The 23387-nt window shown below is 68.8% G+C and carries 22 protein-coding genes; 3 read left to right on the top strand and 19 right to left on the bottom strand.

Annotated features, from left to right (window positions below; translation table 11 throughout):
- Positions 1-72: 72 nt before the first annotated feature.
- The 3 genes from OHA73_RS28855 (at position 73) to OHA73_RS28845 (ending at position 3945) form a co-directional block, all read left to right on the top strand.
- Complete coding sequence (locus OHA73_RS28855) at positions 73-1257, top strand: sensor histidine kinase (RefSeq protein WP_327656485.1); 1185 nt, start codon at positions 73-75, stop codon at positions 1255-1257.
- Positions 1254-1907, top strand: a complete 654-nt coding sequence (locus OHA73_RS28850; RefSeq protein WP_327656484.1) for a response regulator transcription factor — start codon at positions 1254-1256, stop codon at positions 1905-1907. Before OHA73_RS28855 ends, OHA73_RS28850 begins: the two co-directional genes overlap by 4 nt.
- Positions 1908-2085: 178 nt before the next feature.
- Entirely contained in the window at positions 2086-3945 is a 1860-nt protein-coding gene (locus OHA73_RS28845; protein WP_327656483.1) for a glycoside hydrolase family 18 chitinase, read from the top strand.
- A 202-nt stretch (positions 3946-4147) separates the two neighbouring features.
- Here OHA73_RS28845 and OHA73_RS28840 read toward each other — a convergent pair whose 3' ends face one another.
- The 19 genes from OHA73_RS28840 to rho form a co-directional block, all read right to left on the bottom strand.
- Entirely contained in the window at positions 4148-4603 is a 456-nt protein-coding gene (locus OHA73_RS28840) for a DUF2550 domain-containing protein (protein WP_266714131.1), read from the bottom strand.
- Positions 4604-4763: 160 nt separating this feature from the next.
- Positions 4764-5138, bottom strand: coding sequence for a F0F1 ATP synthase subunit epsilon (locus tag OHA73_RS28835; RefSeq protein WP_266714129.1), 375 nt, complete (start codon positions 5136-5138; stop codon positions 4764-4766).
- Positions 5139-5253: 115 nt separating this feature from the next.
- A complete protein-coding gene (gene atpD, locus OHA73_RS28830) occupies positions 5254-6690 on the bottom strand; it encodes a F0F1 ATP synthase subunit beta (RefSeq protein ID WP_266714127.1) in 1437 nt (478 codons plus the stop codon).
- Positions 6690-7616, bottom strand: a complete 927-nt coding sequence (locus OHA73_RS28825) for a F0F1 ATP synthase subunit gamma (RefSeq protein WP_327656482.1) — start codon at positions 7614-7616, stop codon at positions 6690-6692. The genes atpD and OHA73_RS28825 overlap by 1 nt, the downstream gene beginning before the upstream one ends.
- 21 nt (positions 7617-7637) lie before the next feature.
- Positions 7638-9227 (bottom strand): F0F1 ATP synthase subunit alpha, encoded by a 1590-nt coding sequence (gene atpA, locus OHA73_RS28820; RefSeq protein WP_266714123.1) that lies wholly within the window; start codon positions 9225-9227, stop codon positions 7638-7640.
- A 120-nt stretch (positions 9228-9347) separates the two neighbouring features.
- On the bottom strand, positions 9348-10169 hold the full coding sequence (locus tag OHA73_RS28815; protein WP_266714121.1) for a F0F1 ATP synthase subunit delta: 822 nt from the start codon (positions 10167-10169) through the stop codon (positions 9348-9350).
- Positions 10166-10714 carry a F0F1 ATP synthase subunit B gene (locus tag OHA73_RS28810; RefSeq protein WP_267069227.1) on the bottom strand — a complete coding sequence of 183 codons (549 nt, stop codon included), beginning with the start codon at positions 10712-10714 and terminating at the stop codon, positions 10166-10168. The genes OHA73_RS28815 and OHA73_RS28810 overlap by 4 nt, the downstream gene beginning before the upstream one ends.
- Before the next feature lie 37 nt (positions 10715-10751).
- On the bottom strand, positions 10752-10991 hold the full coding sequence (gene atpE, locus OHA73_RS28805) for an ATP synthase F0 subunit C (RefSeq protein WP_266714117.1): 240 nt from the start codon (positions 10989-10991) through the stop codon (positions 10752-10754).
- Between the two features lie 75 nt (positions 10992-11066).
- Positions 11067-11837, bottom strand: coding sequence for a F0F1 ATP synthase subunit A (gene atpB / locus OHA73_RS28800; protein WP_267072788.1), 771 nt, complete (start codon positions 11835-11837; stop codon positions 11067-11069).
- A gap of 273 nt (positions 11838-12110) precedes the next feature.
- Entirely contained in the window at positions 12111-12569 is a 459-nt protein-coding gene (locus tag OHA73_RS28795; protein WP_266714115.1) for a hypothetical protein, read from the bottom strand.
- Between the two features lie 273 nt (positions 12570-12842).
- Positions 12843-14174: an MraY family glycosyltransferase gene (locus OHA73_RS28790; RefSeq protein ID WP_266714098.1), complete on the bottom strand. Its 1332-nt coding sequence runs from the start codon at positions 14172-14174 to the stop codon at positions 12843-12845.
- A gap of 139 nt (positions 14175-14313) precedes the next feature.
- Complete coding sequence (gene glyA, locus OHA73_RS28785; protein ID WP_266714096.1) at positions 14314-15576, bottom strand: serine hydroxymethyltransferase; 1263 nt, start codon at positions 15574-15576, stop codon at positions 14314-14316.
- A 171-nt stretch (positions 15577-15747) separates the two neighbouring features.
- Positions 15748-16410: an arsenate reductase/protein-tyrosine-phosphatase family protein gene (locus OHA73_RS28780; protein ID WP_266714094.1), complete on the bottom strand. Its 663-nt coding sequence runs from the start codon at positions 16408-16410 to the stop codon at positions 15748-15750.
- Positions 16407-17054: an L-threonylcarbamoyladenylate synthase gene (locus OHA73_RS28775; protein ID WP_266714092.1), complete on the bottom strand. Its 648-nt coding sequence runs from the start codon at positions 17052-17054 to the stop codon at positions 16407-16409. Before OHA73_RS28775 ends, OHA73_RS28780 begins: the two co-directional genes overlap by 4 nt.
- 62 nt (positions 17055-17116) lie before the next feature.
- Entirely contained in the window at positions 17117-17998 is an 882-nt protein-coding gene (gene prmC / locus OHA73_RS28770; RefSeq protein WP_327656481.1) for a peptide chain release factor N(5)-glutamine methyltransferase, read from the bottom strand.
- Between the two features lie 46 nt (positions 17999-18044).
- Positions 18045-19121, bottom strand: coding sequence for a peptide chain release factor 1 (gene prfA, locus OHA73_RS28765; RefSeq protein ID WP_266714088.1), 1077 nt, complete (start codon positions 19119-19121; stop codon positions 18045-18047).
- Positions 19122-19227: 106 nt separating this feature from the next.
- Positions 19228-19449: a 50S ribosomal protein L31 gene (gene rpmE / locus OHA73_RS28760; RefSeq protein ID WP_100595864.1), complete on the bottom strand. Its 222-nt coding sequence runs from the start codon at positions 19447-19449 to the stop codon at positions 19228-19230.
- A 165-nt stretch (positions 19450-19614) separates the two neighbouring features.
- Positions 19615-20718: an LCP family protein gene (locus OHA73_RS28755; RefSeq protein WP_327656480.1), complete on the bottom strand. Its 1104-nt coding sequence runs from the start codon at positions 20716-20718 to the stop codon at positions 19615-19617.
- Between the two features lie 342 nt (positions 20719-21060).
- Complete coding sequence (gene rho / locus OHA73_RS28750; RefSeq protein ID WP_267069230.1) at positions 21061-23163, bottom strand: transcription termination factor Rho; 2103 nt, start codon at positions 23161-23163, stop codon at positions 21061-21063.
- Positions 23164-23387 lie beyond the last annotated feature (224 nt).

Here is a 23387-nt window from a genome sequence, read left to right as displayed (position 1 = left end):
TGTAGTGCCGCCGTGGCCCCGCTCGTCCCACGGCGCCATGCCCGCCCCGCTCCGGCCGTGTTGGATGGGGGCATGCAGTTCGCCCTCGACCGTCCGCACCGCGACGACGTCCGGATCGCCGCCGTCGGGCTGCTCGGCGGTCTCGCGCTGTGGGGCCTCGGCCTCGGGATGAACCCGGGGCGCGTCTTCGACGGCGCGTGGCTGCTCGTGCCGCTCGTCGTCATGGCGGCGCTCGAGCTGTTGCGCCGCACCCGGCCGCGGTTCGCGGTGATCGTCGGCACGGTCGCCGTGATCGCCGACCAGTTCACGCAGGGCAGCCTGGCGACGGTCCTGATGTTCACGGACCTGATGTACGCGGGCGCGCTGTACGGGACACCGGCCGCCGCGCGCCGTCTCCCGGTGGTCACGGGGCTGCTCACGGTCGCCGTCACGCTCGGCTTCGTGGCCTGGTGGCGGCAGCCGGAGGCGGTCCTGATCGGGGTCGCGACGGGGCTCGTGTCGTTCGGGCCCGCGGCCACCGGCATGCTGGTGCGCGGCCACCGGGAGGCCGCGCAGGCGGAGCGGCTGCGGGCGGAGCAGACCGCGCTGCTCGCCGAGATGGACCGGGCGCAGGCGGTGACGGCGGAGCGCGCCCGGATGGCCCGCGAGCTGCACGACATGGTGGCGAACCACCTGTCGGCGATCGCGATCCACTCCACGGCCGCGCTGTCCCTCGACGACCCGGACACCACGCGTGGGGCGCTGAAGACGATCCGCGAGAACAGCGTCGACGGCCTCGCCGAGATGCGCCGCCTCATCGGCATCCTGCGGGACGCGGGCGAGGACACCGAACCGGTCGCCGCGCCCACCCTGGAGTCCCTCGGCGCCCTCGTCGAGCAGTCCCGTACGAACGGCCTGGACGCCCACCTGGCCGTGTCCGGCGCCGTCACCGACCTGCCCGCGCCGGTCGAGCTCGCCGCCTACCGCATCGTCCAGGAATCCCTCACGAACGCACTGAAGCACGCGGCGCCGGGGCGGGTCACGGTGTCCGTCGACCGCTCCGACGAGCGCATCGAGGTGCGGGTCGACAGCCCGTACGGGGGCGACGGGGCCGACCGGGACGGGCCGCGCGCGCCGGGCTCCGGGGCCGGGCTCGTCGGGATGCGGGAGCGGGCGGCGCTGCTCGGCGGCGTGTTCGAGGCCGGGCCACAGGAAGGCGGGGTGTGGCGGGTGCGCGCCGCCCTTCCGCTGCACACCGAAGGAGAAGACCCCACGTGACCTCCGTGATCCGCGTACTCGTCGCCGAGGACCAGTCCGCCGTACGGGCCGGGCTCGTGCTCATCCTGAACAGCGCGCCCGACATCGAGGTCGTCGGCGAGGCCGAGGACGGCGAGCGGGCGGTGTCCCTCGCCCGCGAACTCCGACCCGACCTGGTCCTGATGGACGTCCAGATGCCCCGGCTCGACGGGGTTTCGGCCACGCGCGAGGTCGTCGCCGAAGGCCTCGCTGACGTGCTCATGCTGACCACCTTCGACCTCGACGCGTACGTGTTCGGGGCGCTGCGCGCGGGCGCGTCCGGGTTCCTGCTGAAGAACACGGACGCGAAGGACCTGATCGAGGGCGTACGGACGGTGGCGCGCGGCGAGGGGATGATCGCCCCGGCCGTGACGCGCCGCCTGATCGCCGAGTTCGCGGCGAGCCCCGGAAAGCCCGAACCGATGGCCGCTCCCCCGGAGTTGGAGACCCTGACCCGGCGCGAGCGGGAGGTGCTCGGCCGCCTCGGCGAGGGGCTGTCGAACGCGGAGATCGCGGTACGTCTCGACATGGCGGAGGCGACGGTGAAGACCCACGTCAGCCGCCTGCTCGGCAAGCTGGAACTGCGCAGCCGAGTCCAAGCGGCCGTACTGGCACAGGAGTTGGGCCTGTAGGCCCTCTGAGCTGCTGCGCGGAACTTGGCCGAAAGCCGTGATTGGTTTAGACCTTGACCGCTGGTCCAGACCTTTCTATTCTCGCCGCACTGCGGTGAGCACACCCCCCACTCCGGTGCTCATGGGCGTCGCAGGGTTCCACCCCCTTCACGAACCCAGGACCTCCCAAGGAGCACCGATGAGTTCAACCGACGCACCCAGACACAGACTTCGACACAGAGCGACCGCCGCACTCGCGACCCTCGTCCTCCCCGCCGCCGCCCTCGTCGGTCTCGCCACCCCCTCGCACGCCGCGGCCGAGGCCACCGCCGTCACCGCCACGTACGCCAAGACCCAGGACTGGGGCAGCGGCTTCGAGGGCAAGTGGACCATCAAGAACTCCGGGACCACGAGCGTGAGTTCGTGGAACGTCGAGTGGGACTTCCCGTCCGGTACGAAGGTCACCTCCGCCTGGGACGCGACCGTCACCAACTCCGCCGACCACTGGACCGCCAAGAACCTCTCCTGGAACGGGACGCTCGCCCCCGGCGCCTCGGTCTCCTTCGGCTTCAACGGCAGCGGCTCCGGCGCCCCCACGGGCTGCAAGCTCAACGGTGCCTCCTGCGACGGCGGCGACGTCCCCGGCGACGCCGCGCCCTCCAAGCCCGGCACCCCGACCGCCTCGGGCATCACCGACACCTCGGTCAAGCTGAACTGGTCCGCCGCCACCGACGACAAGGGCGTCAAGAACTACGACGTGCTGCGCGACGGCGCCAAGGTCGGGACGGTGACCGGCACTTCGTACACCGACACGGGGCTGAGCGCCGGCACCGACTACTCGTACACGGTGCAGGCCCGCGACACCGCCGACCAGACGGGTCCGGTGTCCGGCTCCGTCAAGGTCCACACCACTGGCGGCGGCACGGACCCGGGGCCCGGCCCCGGTGACAAGGTGAAGCTCGGCTACTTCACCGACTGGGGCGTGTACGGCCGCCAGTACTACCCGAAGAACCTGGAGACCTCCGGCTCGGCCGCCAAGGTCACCCACATCAACTACGCCTTCGGCAACGTCCAGGGCGGCAAGTGCACCATGGGCGACGCCTACGCCGACACGGACATGGCCTACACGGCCGGCAACTCCGTCTCCGGGCAGGCCGACACCTGGGACCAGCCGCTGCGCGGCGCCTTCAACCAGCTCCGTCAGCTGAAGGCCAAGCACCCGGGCCTCAAGATCCTCTGGTCGTTCGGCGGCTGGACCTGGTCCGGCGGCTTCGGTGAGGCCGCGAAGAACCCGGCCGCGTTCGCCGACTCCTGCTACAAGCTGGTCGAGGACCCGCGCTGGGCCGATGTCTTCGACGGCATCGACATCGACTGGGAGTACCCGAACGCGTGCGGTCTGACCTGTGACACGTCCGGCCCCGCCGCGCTGAAGGGCCTCACCTCGGCCCTGCGCACCAAGTTCGGCGCGAGCAACCTGGTCACCGCCGCCATCACGGCCGACGGCTCCGCGGGCGGCAAGATCGAGAAGGCCGATTACGCGGGCGCCGCCCAGTCCCTCGACTGGTACAACGTCATGACGTACGACTTCTTCGGTGCCTGGGACGCGAAGGGTCCGACGGCGCCGCACTCCCCGCTCACGTCGTACTCCGGTATCCCGCAGCAGGGCTTCACGTCGGCCGACGCGATCGCCAAGTTGAAGGCGCAGGGTGTGCCGGCGTCCAAGCTCCTGCTCGGCATCGGCTTCTACGGCCGCGGCTGGACCGGGGTCACGCAGAAGGAGCCCGGCGGCACGGCCACAGGGCCGGCGGCCGGCACGTACGAGCAGGGCATCGAGGACTACAAGGTCCTCAAGACCAAGTGCCCGTCGAACGGGACGATCGCTGGTACGGCGTACGCGCACTGCGGCTCGGACTGGTGGTCGTACGACACGCCCGCGACGATCGGCTCGAAGATGTCCTGGGCCAAGTCGCAGGGGCTCGGCGGCTCGTTCTTCTGGGAGTTCTCGGGCGACACGTCCAACGGTGAGCTGGTCTCCGCGATCGACTCCGGCCTGAAGTAGCCCCACCCCAAACCGAAGCCGGCCCCACGGGAACGCCCCCCGTGGGCCCGGCTTCTCCAAGCATCTCCCCCACCCCACCCCTTCCCGAAAGTCCTGCCGGACCGGCTCTAAAGATTGCCCTCAATCGCCGGGCGGGCTCTAAATAGAGCCCGCCCGGCGATTGAGGGCTTTCGGGAAGGGGTGGGGTGGGGGAAGAGAAGGGTTACGCCACGTTGACGCGCTGGCCGGGAGGGGCTGCCTCGAGCCAGGCCAGGAAACCGGTGAGGGCGTCCTCGCTCATGGCGAGTTCGAGACGCGTACCGCGATGCGTACACGCGAGGACGATCGCGTCGGAGAGGAGCGCGAGCTCCTCCTCACCCTCGGGCGCCCGCCGCCCGGTGACCTCGATCGCCGCCCGCTCCAGAATCCGCTTCGGACGAGGCGCATACGAGAAGACCCGGAACCACTCGACCCGGTCCCCGTTGTAGCGGGCGATCCCGTAACCCCACCCTTTACCGGACGCATCATCCGCATCGGGCCCCGGCGCATCCCACCGCAACGAACAGTCGAACGTACCGCCCGACCGCTGAATGAGCCGCCGCCGCACTCCGAAGGCGACAAGCCCCACCACCACGAGTACGACGATCGCGACTACGCACAGCACGAGAACGAGGACCATCTGCACCGACCTCCTCGCTTCTCGACCGATCAGGCGCCGAATGCCTGATAACGGAACAGCAAAAACAGCAACTACCGGTAGATCGCCTCAGCCGCGACCCGGTCCGGAGATTATCTCCGGCCTGGGCCGCGGCTGAGGTACATCATGTGGCTCGCTGGATTCAGCGCGCCGCCACCGTACGGAGTCGAACGTCGGCACGACGCTCGGCCGACGCGTCCGCGTCCGACTTCGCGCGCTCCAGCGCCCGCTCCGCCCGCTGGGCGTCGATCTCGTCCGAAAGCTCGGCGATCTCGGCCAGCAGGGACAGCTTGTTGTCGGCGAACGAGACGAAACCGCCGTGGACAGCCGCCACGACCGTTCCCCCGTCCGTCGTACGGATCGTCACGGGTCCCGACTCCAGCACACCGAGCAGCGGCTGGTGACCGGGCATGACGCCGATGTCGCCGGACGTGGTACGCGCGACGACCAGGGTGGCCTCGCCGGACCAGACACTACGGTCCGCGGCGACGAGCTCGACGTGCAGCTCAGCAGCCAAGGTGGGCTCCTCGGGTCACCACCCGGCGGCACTCGCTGCCGGGTGTCGGTTCAAAGTCTAGTGGGCGTTGCGGGAGGGCCGGGACGCACCCCGGCCCTCCCTGGAGCTCTGCAGCTCAGGAGACGCCGAGCTCCTTGGCGTTGGCCTTGAGGTCCTCAATGCCACCGCACAGGAAGAACGCCTGCTCCGGGAAGTGGTCGTAGTCGCCGTCGATGATCGCGTTGAAGGCCACGATCGTCTCGTCCAGCGGCACGTCCGACCCGTCGACGCCGGTGAACTGCTTGGCGACGTGGGTGTTCTGCGACAGGAAGCGCTCCACGCGACGAGCGCGGTGGACAGTGAGCTTGTCCTCCTCGCCGAGCTCGTCGATACCGAGGATCGCGATGATGTCCTGAAGGTCCTTGTACTTCTGGAGGACCGTCTTGACGCGCATGGCCGTGTTGTAGTGGTCCGCCGCGATGTAGCGGGGGTCCAGGATGCGGGACGTCGAGTCCAGCGGGTCCACGGCCGGGTAGATGCCCTTCTCGGAGATCGGACGGGAAAGCACCGTCGTCGCGTCGAGGTGGGCGAAGGTCGTCGCCGGGGCCGGGTCGGTCAGGTCGTCCGCGGGCACGTAAATGGCCTGCATGGACGTGATCGAGTGACCACGGGTCGACGTGATGCGCTCCTGGAGGAGACCCATCTCGTCGGCCAGGTTCGGCTGGTAACCCACGGCCGAGGGCATGCGACCCAGCAGGGTCGAGACCTCGGAACCGGCCTGCGTGAAGCGGAAGATGTTGTCGATGAAGAACAGCACGTCCTGCTTCTGCACATCGCGGAAGTACTCCGCCATGGTCAGACCCGCGAGGGCCACGCGCAGACGGGTGCCCGGCGGCTCGTCCATCTGACCGAAGACCAGCGCGGTCTTGTCGATGACGCCGGACTCGGCCATCTCCTCGATGAGGTCGTTGCCCTCACGGGTGCGCTCGCCGACACCGGCGAACACGGAGACACCGTCGTGGTTGTTGGCGACGCGGTAGATCATCTCCTGGATGAGCACCGTCTTGCCGACGCCGGCACCGCCGAACAGGCCGATCTTTCCACCCTTGACGTACGGGGTGAGAAGGTCGACGACCTTGATGCCGGTCTCGAACATCTCGGTCTTCGACTCGAGCTCGTCGAAGTTCGGCGCCTTGCGGTGGATGCCCCAGCGCTCGCCGGTGTACTGCTCGTCGACGTTCAGGACCTCGCCGAGGGTGTTGAACACCTTGCCCTTGGTGAAGTCGCCGACGGGCACCGTGATGGAGGCGCCGGTGTCCACGACCGGGGCCTGGCGGACCAGGCCGTCGGTGGGCTGCATGGAGATCGCGCGGACCAGGCCGTCACCGAGGTGCTGGGCAACCTCGAGCGTCAGGGTCTTCTTCGCGCCGTCCTGCGCCGGGTCGTTGACCTCGACGTGCAGGGCGTTGTAGATGTCCGGCATCGCGTCGACGGGGAACTCCACGTCGACGACCGGGCCGATGACCCGGGCGACGCGGCCCGTGGCCGTCGCGGTCTCAACAGTGGTCGTCATTACTTGTCACTCCCCGCGGTCGCGTCGGCCAGGGCGCTGGCGCCACCGACGATCTCGCTGATTTCCTGGGTGATTTCGGCCTGGCGGGCCGCGTTGGCAAGACGGGAGAGGTTGTTGATCAAGTCTCCCGCGTTGTCGGTCGCCGACTTCATCGCGCGGCGCGTGGCGGCGTGCTTGGAGGCAGCCGACTGGAGCAGCGCGTTGTAGATCCGGCTCTCGACGTAGCGCGGCAGCAGGGCGTCGAGGACGTCCTCCGCCGACGGCTCGAAGTCGTACAGCGGAAGGATCTCGTCGCCCTTGCCGGACGCCTTCGACTCCTCCGCCACCTCTTCGAGGCTGAGCGGCAGCAGCCGGCCGTCGATGGCCGTCTGCGTCATCATCGAGACGAACTCGGTGTAGACGATGTGGAGTTCGTCCACGCCGCCCTCCGCCGTCTCCTTCTCGATGGCCTCGATCAGCGGGGCCGCGACCTTCTTGGCGTCCGCGTACGTGGGCTCATCGGTGAAGCCCGCCCACGACTCCACGACCTTGCGCTCGCGGAAGTTGTAGTGGGCCAGACCGCGGCGGCCGACGATGTACGTGTCGACCTCCTTGCCCTCGCCGACGAGCTTCTCCGTGAGCTGCTCGGCGGCCTTGATGGCGTTCGCGTTGAAGGCGCCGGCCAGACCGCGGTCGCTGGTGAGCAGCAGAACCGCGGAACGGCTCGCCGTCTCCGACTCCGTCGTCAGCGGGTGCTTGGTGTTCGACCCGGTCCCCACCGCCGTGACCGCGCGCGTGAGCTCGGTCGCGTACGGCGTGGAGGCCGCCACCTTGCGCTGTGCCTTGACGACACGCGAGGCGGCGATCATCTCCATCGCCTTGGTGATCTTCTTGGTCGCGGTGACGGATCGGATGCGACGCTTGTAGACCCGGAGCTGGGCTCCCATGAGTCAGGTCCCTTCCTTACGTCACTTGGCGGCGGCCGGAGCGTCCTCGCCGAGAAGCTTCCCGTCCGAGGTCTCGAACTGCTTCTTGAAGTCGGCGACGGCCTCGTCGATGGCCTGGATGGTGTCGTTCGACATCTTGCCGCCCTCCTTGATGGAGGTCATGAGTCCCTGCTCCTTGCGGTGCAGGTGCTCCAGGAGCTCCTTCTCGAAGCGGCGGATGTCGGAGACCGGCACCTCGTCCATCTTGCCGTTGGTACCGGCCCAGACGGAGACGACCTGGTCCTCGGTGGCCATCGGCTCGTACTGCGCCTGCTTCAGTAGCTCGACGAGACGCTGACCGCGCTCCAGCTGCGCCTTCGACGCGGCGTCCAGGTCGGAACCGAAGGCGGCGAACGCCTCCAGCTCGCGGTACTGGGCCAGGTCCAGACGGAGTCGGCCGGAGACCTGCTTCATGGCCTTGTGCTGGGCGGAACCACCCACACGCGAGACCGAGATACCGACGTTCAGGGCCGGACGCTGGCCGGCGTTGAACAGGTCGGACTCCAGGAAGCACTGGCCGTCGGTGATGGAGATGACGTTGGTCGGAATGAACGCCGAGACGTCATTCGCCTTGGTCTCCACGATCGGCAGACCCGTCATCGAACCGGCGCCCATCTCGTCCGAGAGCTTCGCGCAGCGCTCGAGCAGACGGGAGTGCAGGTAGAAGACGTCACCCGGGTAGGCCTCGCGCCCCGGCGGGCGGCGGAGCAGCAGGGACACGGCGCGGTAGGCGTCGGCCTGCTTCGAGAGGTCGTCGAAGATGATGAGGACGTGCTTGCCCTCGTACATCCACTGCTGGCCGATGGCCGAACCGGTGTACGGCGCCAGGTACTTGAAGCCGGCCGGGTCGGACGCCGGGGCGGCGACGATGGTCGTGTACTCCAGCGCGCCGGCCTCTTCGAGCGCACCACGCACGGAGGCGATGGTGGAGCCCTTCTGACCGACGGCGACGTAGACGCAGCGGACCTGCTTGTTCGGGTCGCCGGTGCGCCAGTTGTCGCGCTGGTTGATGATCGTGTCGACGGCCAGGGCGGTCTTGCCGGTCTGGCGGTCACCAATGATCAGCTGACGCTGACCACGGCCGACGGGGGTCATCGCGTCGACGGCCTTGTAGCCGGTCTCCATCGGCTCGTGGACCGACTTACGGGCCATGACGCCCGGGGCCTGCAGCTCGAGGGCGCGACGACCGCTGGTCTCGATCTCGCCGAGACCGTCGATCGGGGCGCCGAGCGGGTCGACGACGCGACCCAGGTAGCCCTCGCCGACGCCGACGGACAGGACCTCGCCGGTACGCGTGACCGGCTGTCCCTCCTCGACGCCGCTGAACTCGCCCAGGACGATGGCGCCGATCTCGCGCTCTTCCAGGTTGAGCGCGAGGCCGAGGGTGCCGTCCTCGAACTTCAGCAGTTCGTTGGCCATGGCCGAGGGGAGGCCCTCGACCTTCGCGATGCCGTCGCCGGCAAGGGTGACCGTACCGACCTCCTCGCGCGAGGCCGCGTCCGGCTTGTACGCCTGGACAAAGTTCTCCAGCGCGTCCCGGATCTCCTCCGGCCGGATCGTGAGCTCCGCCATCTGGGTTCCCTGCTCTCCTTGTTGGGCCCGAAGTGTTCTTGGGGGGTCTGGGGTCAGCCCCCAGGAATCCTCTGCACGGCCCAACTAGGGCCGTAGTCGTACGTGTTGAGCTTGTTGCGGTCAGCCGGCCATACGGCGGCCGGCCTCCTCGATGCGGTCCGCGATCGAGCCGTTGATGACCTCGTCACCCACCTGCACCTTGATCCCGCCGAGGACCTCGGGGTCCACGTCCAGGTTCAGGTGCATCTGACGCCCGTAGAGCTTCGCCAGGGACGCACCCAGACGCTGCTTCTGCGCGTCGCTCAGCGGCACCGCGGTGGTGACGACCGCCACCATGCGCTCGCGACGCTCGGCGGCGAGCTTGGAGAGGGACTCGAGTCCCGCTTCCAGGCTACGTCCCCGCGGCGCGGTCACAAGACGGCCGACGATCCGCTCGGTGGTGGGCTTGGCCCGGCCGTCGAGCAGCTGCTTGACGAGCTCGCCCTTGGCCGAGTTCGAAGCGGACTTGTCGGTCAGTGCGGCGCGCAGCTCGGTGTTGGAGGAGACGATCCGGCCGAACCGGAACAGCTCGTCCTCGACGTCGTCGAGTTCACCGCTCTTCTGCGCCGCGGTCAGGTCCGCGGTGTTGGCCAGCTCCTCGAGGGAGTCGACCAGGTCGCGGGAGGCCGACCACCGGGAGCGGACCAGGCCGGACACCAGGTCGACGGTCTCGCCGCCGACCTGGCCGCCGAGCAGGCGGCTCGCGAGCTCGGCCTTGGCCTCACCGGCCTGAGCCGGGTCGGTCAGGACCCGTCGCAGGCTGACCTCGCGCTGCAGCAGCGCGGTCACCGAGGCCAGGTCGCCGGCGAGCGCCTTGGCGTCGACCGACGTGTTGTCGGTCAGCGCGTCCAGACGCTCACGCGCGGCGGCCAGTGCCTCGCGGCTCGCTCCGTGGGCGGTCATCGTGCAGCCTCTGCCTTCTCCTCGAGCTCGTCGAGGAAGCGGTCGATCGTGCGCGACTGCCGGGCGGTGTCCTCGAGGGACTCGCCGACAAGCTTGCCGGCCAGGTCGGTGGCCAGCAGGCCCACGTCCTGACGCAGCGCCTGAGCGGCGGCCTTGCGGTCGGCCTCGATCTGCGAGTGGCCGGCGGCGATGATCTCCTCACGCTGCCGCTGACCCTCCGCACGCATCTCGGCGATGAGCGCGGCACCCTGCTCCTGCGCCTCCTGGCGCAGCCGCGCGGCCTCGTGCCGGGCCTCGGCGAGCTGAGCCTTGTACTGCTCGAGCACGCTCTGGGCCTCGGTCTGAAGCGCCTCGGCCTTCTCGATACCGCCTTCGATCTTCGCGTGGCGCTCTTCCAGCGTCTTGTTGATACGCGGGAGGAGCTTCTTGGCGAAGACGAAGAAGACGATGGCGAAGGCAAGGGTGCCAATGAGCAGCTCGGGACCGGGCGGGACGAGCGGGCTCTGCTCCTCCTCGGCCGCGAGTGCAACCAGGTTGGCGATCACATCAGTGCCTTTCGTCGAATCGTGTCAGGTACAGAAATCAGATACCGAACACGAACGGCATGACGATGCCGATGAGGGCGAGCGCCTCACAGAAGGCGAAGCCGAGGATCTGGTTGGCGCGGATCAGGCCGGCGGCCTCGGGCTGGCGGGCCAGGGCCTGGGTGCCGTTACCGAAGACGATGCCGACGCCGATGCCGGGGCCGATCGCGGCGAGACCGTAACCGATGGAACCGAGGGAGCCGGAGACGCCAGCGGCGAGTTCGATGGACGCGGACATGCCGTTACTTCCTTTTCTTTACGAACCGGTGGGGGTTGTCCACCGGACGACCTGGGGTGGTTGGACGGGTGCAGCTCAGTGGTGCTCGGCGAGAGCGCCCTGAATGTACGAGCAGGCCAGCAGCACGAAGACGTATGCCTGGACGGCCTGCACGAAAAGCTCGAAGAGGATCATGACCATCGTCATGACGAAGGAGACACCCGCGGCCGGGATCATCCAGCTGTTCAGCAGGTACCAGGAGGCGACGGTGAACATCACCAGCATCAGGTGACCCGCGAACATGTTCGCGAAGAGTCGGACCGCGTGCGTGAACGGGCGGACCAGCAGGTTCGAGAAGAACTCGATGAACGAGACCAGCCACTTGATCGGGCCGAGCGAGTTGTCGTAGCCGGTGATGTTCTTCCAACCGCCCACGAAACCATGGCGCTTGAAAGTCAGCGGCACCCAGATCAGGTACACGATGGCCGCGAGGACGATCGGGTAGGCAATGACCGATCCGACCGGGAACTGAGCCAGCGGAATGACCGACCAGACGTTCATGATCCAGATGAAGAAGAACAGCGAGACCATGATCGGGACGTACTTCTCGCCCTCGCGCTTGCCCAGCGTCTCGTAGACGATGTTGCGGCGGACGAAGTCGTAGCCGGCCTCACCGATCATCTGGATCTTGCCGGGCACGACCTTCGAGCGGCCGAACGCGACGTAGAAGAACCAGCAGATGATGACCGTGGTGATGAGAGCGAGCAGCATCACCTTGTTGAAGTAGAACCAGCCGAAGTCGGCAATCGGTTCGAACAGGAAGGAGTGCAGGCCCGGCGCCGGGAAGCCGCATCCGTTGTCGGACATGATCCGACAGCTCCAGTCAAAGGCGAGCTGGGTCGTGTCAGCACTCACCGCGGGCTCCTTCGGCGTGACGCATAAGTACGGCAACCTCGTTGTGTCGGTGCGGCGCGCAGCCGCGGATCGGCACCGGTCTGGTGTTTCGGGCGTGGGGGCGGCGGGCAGGCAGTGAGCCTCGCGATCGTGCAGGCGTCAGCTCTCGTGCCCGCGCCGGCGATGCCGCAGTTGGCACCGGACGATAGCAGCCCGACGAACGGGTGCTTATCCCGGCCCTACCTCTCACGATGACGACCCGGTCTTCTCGTCCCTTTCGCTGCTTCCGGACCCCTTGGATCCGGGCGCCGACTCGGGATCGATATAGAAAATCTTGGCCTTCATGTGAGCGCGGGCCTGGGCTGCCATCCACACGACGGTCGAGACCACCAGCGCGATGGCAAAGGTCTTGGGATTGAAGAGAGTCGTGTCCTTGAAGACTGCCACGAAGATCAAGAGCAGCAGCAGCTGGGCGACGTAGAGCATCAGCCCCATCGCCTGGAACAGCTGCGGAAGCGATTTTGCCGTGCGGATCAGCACGAGCTGCCCGAGGCCCATGAACACGATGACCACAAGAGCACCGACCAGCGCACCGATGGCCCCCTTGCCGCCCGCAACCACACCACTGATCACCGCGGCAATCACGCCCGCGACAGCGGTTGGTACGACGGCTTGAAGAAGGGTCCGTGCGTCATTGGACGGCATGGCGGCAACTCCGCTTACTGGTGTGGGGCAGGGTGTCGTCATGGACGAGCGTAGTCCGGGGATTCGGCAGTCCGATTCGGGCCAAATGGCCGTTGCACTAAGGCCTTTCGGCCCTCCCCCTGGCTTCGTGAACGGTATCACAAACTATTTGATGCGGTCTTTACCTAGAAGGTGTGCCAACCGTCACACGTGAGGGGGATCCTGCGCGTCTGTGCACGCACGAGGCCAACATGTCTGGTATTGGGCTCATTTCGGACTTCGTGATCGCCCGCGTCAACGAGACGTTCCGGCCTTACGCCGATCCGTGAAGCGCGAACGGGCGCCGATCGCCGTCGCTCCGTTGACACCCGCGGGGATCCGGTCGCGGTCCGGTTCGCCGCCGGACGTCTCGGAGCCCTCGGACGGCTCGGCCGCCCCGTCCCCTCCCCCGGCCGGTCGCCGGTAGCGCGGCGGCACCAAGTGCTGGGCCCAGCGCGGCGCGTGCGGCGTGAAGCGCGGCAGCAGGAGCATGACGAGCCCGACGAAGCTCAGCGCGACGATGGTGAGCATGACCCACATCCCGGACGCGGAGTGCACCGAGTAGGCGACCGCGCCGAAGGCGATGAGGCCCGACCAGAAGTACATGATCAGCACCGCGCGGGAGTGCGAGTGGCCGATCTCCAGGAGCCGGTGGTGCAGATGCCCGCGGTCCGCCGCGAACGGCGACTGCCCGTTCCAGGTGCGGCGCACGATCGCGAGGACGAGGTCGGCGAACGGGATCGCGATGATCGTCAGCGGCATCAGCAGCGGGATGAAGACGGGCAGCATCGCGTGCGTGGTGTCGCGGGTGGAGCCGCCGAGGTTGAGCTTGAGCGCGTCCGGGTCGACCTGCCCTGTGATGGAGATCGCGCCGGCCGCGAGGACGAGACCGATGAGCATGGAGCCCGAGTCGCCCATGAAGATTCTGGCCGGATGGATGTTGTGCGGCAGGAAGCCCAGACACATGCCCATCAGGATCGCCGCGAACAGCGTGGCCGGGGCCGCGGACTCGATGCCGTAGCCGTACCAGATCCGGTACGCGTACAGGAAGAACGCGGCGGCGGCGATGCACACCATGCCCGCCGCGAGCCCGTCGAGGCCGTCGACGAAGTTCACCGCGTTGATGGTGATCACGACGAGCGCGACGGTGAGCAGGGTCCCCTGCCACTGCGTCAGCGACACCGTCCCCACACCGGGGATCGGCAGCCAAAGGATCGTCAGGCCCTGCATCACCATCACGCCCGCGGCGATCATCTGGCCGCCGAGCTTGATGAGGGCGTCGATCTCGAACTTGTCGTCCAGGACGCCGATCAGCCAGATCAGGGCGGCGCCGGAGAGCAGCGCCCGCGGTTCGTTCGAGGACTCGAAGACCTTGTCCAGGTTGGTCAGGTGATCGGCGACGAGCAGGCCCGCGCACAGGCCGAAGAACATGGCGATACCGCCGAGCCGCGGCGTGGGCTCCCGGTGCACGTCACGTGCACGGATCTCCGGCATGGCGCCGGCCACGATCGCGAACTTCCGCACCGGGCCTGTGAGCAGATAGGTCACCGCGGCCGTGATGCAGAGCGTCAGCAGGTATTCACGCACGGGCTTCCCCACAGGTATCGCTGGCCATCTCAGCCCCACACCCTAGCCTCGCGTGCTTAGGGTTGGGGACTTCCGGGTAGCGACGATGGTTGCACGGCTGACGGTTCCAGAGGTGCACTGGTGCGGCGCAAGGGGTGTTCTACCGCTCTCCTACCCCGTTCCAGGCGGGGTACGGGGGGAATCTTCCGGCCAGTTGGCGCACCTCTTCACGCACCGTGCGGACGTCGAGAACGTCACGTACGACACCCGACAGGAGCACCGCGATGCGGGCCATCTCTCCTTCACCCATGCCCTGTGTGGTGACGGCGGCAGTGCCGAGCCGCAGGCCGCGGCCCCCTTCGTAGGGCAGCGCGCATGTGTCGAGGATCATGCCCGCCGAGGCGAGCCGGCCACGCGCTACCGCGCCCGCGACGCCGAGCGGGGCCGGGTCCACGGTCAGCAGATGGGTGTCGGTTCCGCCGGTGGTGATGCCGAAGCCCTCCGCGGCGAGCGCGCCCGCGAGCAGCCGCGCGTTGGCGACGACCTGATGGGCGTACGCGGTGAAGGCGGGGCGCGCAGCCTCTCCGAACGCGACGGCCTTCGCGGCGATCGTGTGCATCTGGGCGCCGCCCTGGGTGAAGGGGAAGACGGCCCGGTCGACGCGGTCTGCCAGCTCGGCCGCGCACAGCAGCATCCCGCCGCGCGGCCCGCGCAGCACCTTGTGCGTGGTGGCGCAGACGATGTCGGCGTACGGGACCGGGTTCGGGGCCGCTCCCCCGGCGACCAGGCCGATGGGGTGCGCGGCGTCGGCGATGAGGTGGGCGCCCACGTCGTCGGCGATCTCCCGGAAGGCGGCGTAGTCGATGTGCCGGGGGTACGAGATCGAGCCGCACACGATGGCCTTGGGGCGGTGGGCGCGGGCCGCGGCGCGGACCTGCTCGTAGTCGATGAGCCCGCTCTCCGCGTCGACGCCGTACGGCACGAAGTCGAACCAGCGGCCGGAGAAGTTGGCCGGTGAGCCGTGCGTGAGGTGGCCGCCGGACGGCAGGCCCATCGCGAGGACGGTGTCGCCGGGCTTCAGCAGTACGGCGTACGCGGCGAGCACAGCCGAAGAGCCGCTGTGCGCCTGTACGTTGACGTGTTCGGCGCCGAAGAGGGCCTTGGCGCGGTCGATCGCGAGGCGTTCGGCGACGTCGACGAGTTCGCAGCCGCCGTGGTGGCGGGCGCCGGGGTAGCCCTCCGCGTACTTGTTGGCGAGCGGGGAGCCGAGGGCGGCGAGGACCGCGGGCGACGTGAAGTTCTCCGCGGCGATGAGCTGGAGGGAGTCCGCCTGGCGGGCGGTCTCCCCGAGGAGGATCTCGGCCAGTTCGGGGTCCTGCCGCAGTAGCTCCGCTGTGGCTGCGGGTTGTGTCATCACCGGCATGGTCGGCTCCGGGCCTCGCGTCGGGGAGGTAAGTGCCTTCCAATGTAGATCCGCGTCGTTGCGCCCGCCCGGCGTCACGCCACGGGGCTCCGCCCCGGACCCCGCGCCTCAAACGCCGGCGGGGCTGGATCGAGGCATGGGGCGTAAACGTTTCGGGGGGCCTGAGCGGAGCTACTTCTTGACGCCCGTCAAGGCCGTGACCACCGGGTCCAGGGCCTCATGGATCTCGCCGCCCACCGACTGGAAGAACGGCAGCGGTGCCCCGTACGGGTCGTACACCTCGTCCGCCTCCACGGAGGGAGCCAGCAGCCACCCCCGGAGCGCGGCAGCGGCCCGCACCAGGGACCGCGCACGCTCGACCACACCCGACTCCAGGGGATCCGGAAGCGTGGCCGGGTCTATGGCCTGCACGAGCCGCGTGAACTCCTTCAGCGTGAACGTGCGCAGGCCCGCGCTGTGGCCCATGGAGATGACCTGCGCACGGTGGTCGCGGGTCGCGGTCAGGACCAGGTCGGCCCTTATGACGTGGTCGTCGAGGAGCTCACGGCCCACGAAGCCGGAGGCATCCGCACCGAAGTCGGCCAGGACCGTTTCCGCGTTGGCCTCCATGGGCGCGCCCTCGTGGCCCCAGGTGCCCGCGCTCTCCACGACGAGACCGCCGGCGAGCGGCGCGCCGAGCCGGTCCGCGAGGGCATGCCTCGTCAGCCGCTCGGTGATCGGCGAGCGGCACACATTGCCGGTGCTGACGTGGAGGATGCGGAAGGTGTCGCCGGGGAGTGCCGGCGTGCGTACGTACCCGTTGCCTATGCCACGCCCCGTCTCAGGGGCTGTCAATTCGCCACCTCGAGGTCGGGTACGACCTTGCGCAGCTCGTCCGCGGTCAGCGCGCCCTCGCGCAGCAGGACCGGGACCTTGCCGGTGACGTCGACGATGGATGACGGGATGTTGCCGGGCGTCGGCCCCCCGTCGAGGTAGACGGAGACGGAGTCGCCGAGCATCTCCTGCGCGGCGTCGCAGTCCTCGGGTGCCGGGTGGCCGGTCAGATTCGCGGAGGAGAGCGCCATCGGGCCGACCTCGGTGAGCAGTTCGATGGCGACGGGGTGCAGCGGCATGCGGACCGCGACGGTGCCACGGGTGCTGCCGAGGTCCCACTGCAGCGACGGCTGCTGCTTGGCGACGAGGGTCAGGCCGCCGGGCCAGAACGCGTCGACCAGTTCCCAGGCCATCTCGGAGAAGTCCGTGACGAGCCCGTGCAGCGTGTTCGGCGAGGGGATGACCACCGGCGTCGGCATGTTGCGGCCACGGCCCTTGGCCTCCAGGAGGTCACCGACCGCCTCCGGCGTGAAGGCGTCGGCACCGATGCCGTACACGGTGTCGGTGGGCAGCACGACCAGCTCGCCGCGGCGGACTGCGGAGGCGGCTTCACGCAGGCCGGTAGCGCGGTCGACTGCGTCGTTGGTGTCGTAACGCCGTGCCATCTAGCGGGCCTCCTGCTCTGCGTACTGCTCGAATTCGTCAAACTCAATGGACAACGCGTCGGTCACGGCAGCGCCTTGCGGGCCGTCGCGAACCTCGGGCGGTTGTTGAGGTCGGGGTGGTCGGCGGCGTCCGCCCAGCCCCGCTCCTCGGTGAAGATCCACGGCACCTGGCCGCCCTGCGTGTCCGCGTGCTCGATGACGACGATGCCGCCGGGGCGCAGGAGGCGGTGGGCGGTGCGCTCGATGCCACGGATCAGGTCGAGCCCGTCCTCGCCGGAGAACAGGGCGAGGTCCGGGTCGTAGTCACGGGCCTCGGGGGCGACGTACTCCCACTCGGTGAGCGGGATGTACGGCGGGTTGGAGATGACGAGATCGACCTGGCCGTCGAGGTCGGGGAAGGCCTCCAGGGCGTCGCCCTGGCGCAGGTCGACCCTGGACCCCTCGACGTTCTTGCGGGTCCATTTGAGAGCGTCCTCGGACAGCTCCACGGCGTGCACGCGCGAGCGCGGCACCTCCTGGGCCAGCGCGAGCGCGATGGCGCCGGAGCCGGAGCACAGATCGACGATCAGCGGCTCGACGACATCCATCGCGCGCACGGCGTCTATGGCCCAGCCGACGACCGACTCGGTCTCCGGGCGCGGCACGAACACACCGGGACCGACCTGGAGCTCCAGATAGCGGAAGTAGGCGTGCCCGGTGATGTGCTGGAGCGGCTCGCGGGCCTCGCGGCGCGCGATCGCCTCCCAGTACCGGGCGTCGAAGTCCGCGTCCTTGACGGAGTGCAGCTCGCCCCGCTTGACGCCGTGCACGAAGGACGCGAGCTCCTCCGCGTCATTGCGCGGCGAGGGCACGCCGGCGTCGGCAAGCCGCTGAGTGGCCTGGGCCACTTCCGCGAGCAGCACGCTGCGGGGGTTCGGGGGTCGCCCCCCAAAATGTTGCTGCACGCTGTTCCTCCGGGCTGAGCTGTCGTACGGGGCGGGCGGTGCGGTTCTACGCGGCGGCGAGCTTGGCGGCCGAGTCCGCGTCGACGCACGCCTGGATCACGGGGTCGAGCTCGCCGTCGAGCACCTGGTCCAAGTTGTAGGCCTTGAAGCCGACACGGTGGTCCGAGATGCGGTTCTCCGGGAAGTTGTACGTACGGATCTTCTCGGAGCGGTCGACGGTGCGGACCTGGCTGCGGCGGGCGTCGGCGGCGTTCTTCTCCGCTTCCTCCTGCGCCGCTGCGAGGAGCCTGGAGCGCAGGATACGCATCGCCTGCTCCTTGTTCTGCAGCTGGGACTTCTCGTTCTGGCAGGAAGCCACGACGCCGGTGGGGATGTGCGTGATGCGGACGGCGGAGTCGGTCGTGTTGACGGACTGCCCGCCGGGGCCCGAGGAGCGGTACACGTCGATGCGCAGATCGTTCGCGTGGATCTCGACGTCGACCTCCTCGGCCTCGGGCGTGACCAGCACGCCGGCGGCGGAGGTGTGGATGCGGCCCTGCGACTCGGTCGAGGGCACACGCTGCACGCGGTGCACGCCGCCCTCGTACTTCAGGCGGGCCCAGACACCCTGGCCGGGCTCGGTCGCGCCGTTCCCGCCCTTGGTCTTCACGGCGACCTGGACGTCCTTGTAGCCGCCCAGCTCGGACTCGGTGGCGTCGATGATCTCGGTCTTCCAGCCGACGCGCTCCGCGTAGCGCAGGTACATGCGCAGCAGGTCACCGGCGAACAAGGCGGACTCGTCGCCACCGGCGCCGGCCTTGACCTCGAGGATCACGTCCTTGTCGTCGGACGGGTCGCGGGGCACCAGCAGGAGCCGCAGCTTCTCGGTGATCTCCTCGCGCTGCTGCTCGAGGTCCTTGACCTCGGCCGCGAAGTCCGGGTCGTCGGCGGCGAATTCCTTGGCCGTCTCGACGTCGTCCCCGGTCTGCTTCCAGGAGCGGTAGGTGGCGACGATCGGGGTCAGCTCGGCGTAGCGCTTGTTGAGCTTGCGCGCGTTCGCCTGGTCGGCGTGGACCGAGGGGTCCGCGAGCTTCTGCTCCAGATCGGCGTGCTCACCGATCAGTTCCTCGACGGCCTCGAACATCTCCGGCTCCTGCAGTTACGGGGGTCAAAAGGGGCTGCACCGCAAAGCGCCGGTCCCGGTGCCCCCGCGATAAACAGGGGCACCGTGGACCGGCGCTGGAGCTCCGCTACTTGTTGGCAGCGGCAGCCTTGCCGAAGCGGGCCTCGAAGCGGGCCACACGGCCACCGGTGTCGAGGATCTTCTGCTTGCCCGTGTAGAACGGGTGGCACTCGGAGCAGACCTCGGCACGGACGGTGCCGGACGAGATGGTGCTACGGGTGGTGAACGACGCGCCACAGGTGCAAGAGACCTGCGTCTCGACGTACTCGGGGTGGATGTCGCGCTTCAAGGTGTCTCCTAGGTTCATGGAGGGCGCCGGGTCGCTGACGCGGGATGCGGGAGCGTGAACCGGGACCGACGTACCAGTCTGCCAGGACTGGCCGTATCCCCCAAAACCGAGAAGGGCCCGGAAGTATTCCCGGCCCTCCCAGAAGGGGTCGTCGTTGCTTCGCGGCTACTTCACGACGCTGTCGGCGGAGCCCTTGGCGGAGTCCTTCGTGGCCGACTTCGGGATGGTCCTGTCGGCCTCCAGGGCCTTCCAGACCTTCTTCGCGTTGGTCTTGTCCAGGAGCACGCGGTTGGCGTCGTTCGGGTCGTACTGCACGGGCAGCGTCACCATGTTCATGTCGCCGGAGCCGATGCCCTTGAGCCCGCTCGCGAACGAGGTCAGGTCCTTGACCGAGGCCAGCTGCGAGTCCGTGGTCACCGTCTTCGTGGCGGTGTTCGCGAGCGCGTACAGCTTGCTCGGGCTGGTGAAGACGCCGACGCTCTTGATCTGGTCCATCAGGGCCTTCATGAACGCCTGCTGGAGCTGGATGCGCCCCAGGTCACTGCCGTCACCGACGCCGTGCCGGGTGCGGACGAGGCCGAGCGACTGCTTGCCGCTGAGCGTGTGCGTACCGGCGTCGAGGTTCAGATGGCTGTCGGGGTCGTTGATCGCCTTCGTGGTGGTGACCTTCACGCCGCCGAGGTCGTCGATCAGCTTCTGGAAGCCGCTGAAGTCGACCTCCACGTAGTGGTCCATGCGGATTCCGCTCAGGGACTCGACGGTCTTCACCGCGCAGGCCGCGCCGCCCGTCGAGTACGCGGAGTTGAACATGACCTCGTTCTGCGCCGGGTACTCGTTGCCGTCCTTGTCGGTGCACGAGGGGCGGTCGATGAGCGTGTCCCGGGGGATGGAGACGACGCTGGCCCGCTTGTGGCCCTTGTAGACGTGGACGACCATCGCGGTGTCCGAGCGCGCGGAGCCCTCGTCGGCACCGCCGCCGACCTTCTCGTTGTCGCCGGCCCGGGTGTCGGAGCCGAGGACGAGGATGTCCTCGGAGCCGTTGTCCACGTTCTGCGGACGGTCGGTGCCCAGCTGCGAGTCGATGTCGACACTCTTGATGTTGCCGTTGAGCTGGAAGTAGACGTACCCCAGGCCGGTTCCACCGAGGACGACGACGCCCGCGGCGCTCCACGCCGCGATCCGCAGCGCCTTGCTGCGCCCACTGCGCGGTTTGCGGCGGCTGCCCTTGGCGCCGCGGTGGCGCCCGGGCTTGCTGTCACGTTCCGGCATAACTCCTCGCAGGTTCGTCTGCTTCTGATCCTTCGGTCCGCTTGTTCGTTCACTCGGTGTGACGGCGGACCGCCAAGAAGGGTTGCACAAACACGTGTGCGCATTCCGGGACGGAAGTGCGACGGTACGTAGCGGTACCAACAACCCGCAAGCCTCTCACCTGCACTTTCACGCCCATGTGCCACATGCTTCACAGAGGGCACAGATCCTTATACGTGTGGTGAAGGTCTCTGACCCACGAGTGCCCCGAATCGCTGCGACCAGGCTCCGACCAGGCATGGAAAAGGGCTGGGCCCCGCCGCACGAAGCGGCGGGGCCCAGCCCCTGGATCCCGGTGAAGCGTCAGTCGTTGCCGTTGCCCGGCGTCGGCGTCGTCTTCTGGATCTGCAGCAGGAACTCCGCGTTGGACTTCGTCTGCTTCATCTTGTCGAGCAGCAGCTCGATCGCCTGCTGCTGGTCGAGCGCGTGCAGCACGCGACGCAGCTTCCAGGTGATCGCCAGCTCGTCGCTGCCGAGCAGGATCTCTTCCTTACGGGTACCGGACGCGTCCACGTCCACCGCCGGGAAGATGCGCTTGTCGGCGAGCTTGCGGTCGAGCTTGAGCTCGGCGTTGCCGGTGCCCTTGAACTCCTCGAAGATGACCTCGTCCATGCGGGACCCGGTGTCCACCAGCGCGGTGGCGAGGATGGTCAGCGAGCCGCCGTCCTCGATGTTGCGGGCCGCACCGAAGAAGCGCTTCGGCGGGTAAAGGGCGGTCGAGTCGACACCACCGGACAGGATGCGGCCGGAGGCCGGCGCCGCGAGGTTGTACGCGCGGCCCAGGCGGGTGATCGAGTCGAGCAGCACGACGACGTCGTGACCCAGCTCCACGAGGCGCTTGGCGCGCTCGATGGCGAGCTCGGCGACCGTGGTGTGGTCCTCGGCCGGACGGTCGAAGGTCGAGGAGATGACCTCGCCCTTCACCGACCGCTGCATGTCGGTGACCTCTTCCGGACGCTCGTCGACGAGGACGACCATCAGGTGGCACTCGGGGTTGTTCACCGTGATCGCGTTGGCGATGGCCTGAAGGATCATGGTCTTGCCGGTCTTCGGCGGGGCCACGATCAGACCGCGCTGGCCCTTACCGATCGGCGCGACGAGGTCGATGATGCGCGTCGTCAGCACACCCGGGTCCGTCTCCAGGCGGAGGCGGTCCTGCGGGTAGAGGGGCGTCAGCTTGTTGAACTCCGGGCGCCCACGGCCGGATTCGGCCGCCATGCCGTTCGCCGAGTCGAGGCGGACGAGCGCGTTGAACTTCTCGCGGCGCTCGCCGTCCTTGGGCTGACGCACGGCACCGGTGACGTGGTCACCCTTGCGCAGGCCGTTCTTGCGGACCTGGGCCAGGGAGACGTAGACGTCGTTGGGACCCGGCAGGTAGCCCGACGTACGGATGAAGGCGTAGTTGTCGAGGATGTCGAGGATGCCCGCGACGGGGATCAGGACGTCGTCCTCGGAGACCTGCGGCTCGTTGCCGAAGCCCGGCTCGTCGCGCCCACGACGCCCACGACGGTCGCGGTAACGGCCCCGGCGCCCGCGGCGGCCGCCGCCGTCGTCGTCGTAGCCGTCGTCCTGCTGCTGGTTGTTCCGGCCGCCACCCTGCTGGTTGTTCCGGCCGCCGCCCTGGCTGTTCCCGCCCTGGTCGTCGCCCTTGCCGCCGCGGCGGTCACGGTCGCCCTGACGATCGCGGTCGCCCTGACGGTCACGGTCGCGCCCACCACGGCCACCCTGGCGGTCGCCCTGACGGTCACGACGGTCGCGACGACCCTCGTGGTTGCCGTCCTGGCCGCCGTCGCCCTTGTTGCCGTCGCCGCCGTCCTGACGGTCCTGCTGGCGGTCCTGCTGCTTGTCCTGGCGGTCCTGCCGCGTCTCGGACTTGGCCTCGGCGGTGACCGTCTCGGGGCTGCCCGCCTCGGACGTGGCACGGCGGCGACGACGCTCGCCGGCCGGCTGCTCGTCACTCGCGCCCTGGCCGGGGATCTCGATCTGCTGCTGGGCCGTGGCCTTCTTCGCCTTGGCGTCGGCGGCCTCGGCCTTGTCCGCCTTGGCACCCGCCTTCGCGGGCGCCGCGTCGGCCGCGGACTCGTCGCCGGTGCGGGCCTTCGAGGTGGCCCGCCGCTTCGGCTTCGTCTCTGCGGCGTCGGCGCTCTTCGCGGGGGCGCTCTGGGAATTGCCTCCCCCGGACTGCGCCTCCTTGATGACCTCGATCAGCTGGCTCTTGCGCATCCGCGCAGTGCCCTTGATACCGAGGCCCGATGCGACCTGCTGCAGTTCGGCCAGCACCATGCCGTCAAGGCCGGTACCGCGGCGCCGCCGGGCGGGCGCGGCGGAGGCGTCCGCAGAGGACGCGGCGGGCGCGGCAGCAGAGCTGTCGGCAGTCACGCCCATCAGATCGGTGGTGTCGCTCACGAAGGGTCCTTCCCTGGAGCGGACGTCGGCCTGTCTGGCTCGGCGACCGTGTTGTGCTGTCCGGCGGTGGTCCAGCCTGTACGGACCGTGTGCCGGGGCGGTTGTCCGCCGAAGAGGCGGAAGAATTCGGTGGTGACGGCGTAGCCCGATTCCGCGGGTGCACTGGATTTCTGTGTCACGCGGCTCGGTCACGCCGGTTCCGGAGCGTGCTCGCCACTCTTCAG

Origin of the sequence: Streptomyces sp. NBC_00483, assembly GCF_036013745.1 — a bacterium.
In the GTDB taxonomy this organism is placed as follows: domain Bacteria; phylum Actinomycetota; class Actinomycetes; order Streptomycetales; family Streptomycetaceae; genus Streptomyces.
This window is presented reverse-complemented; position numbering and strand designations above follow the sequence as displayed.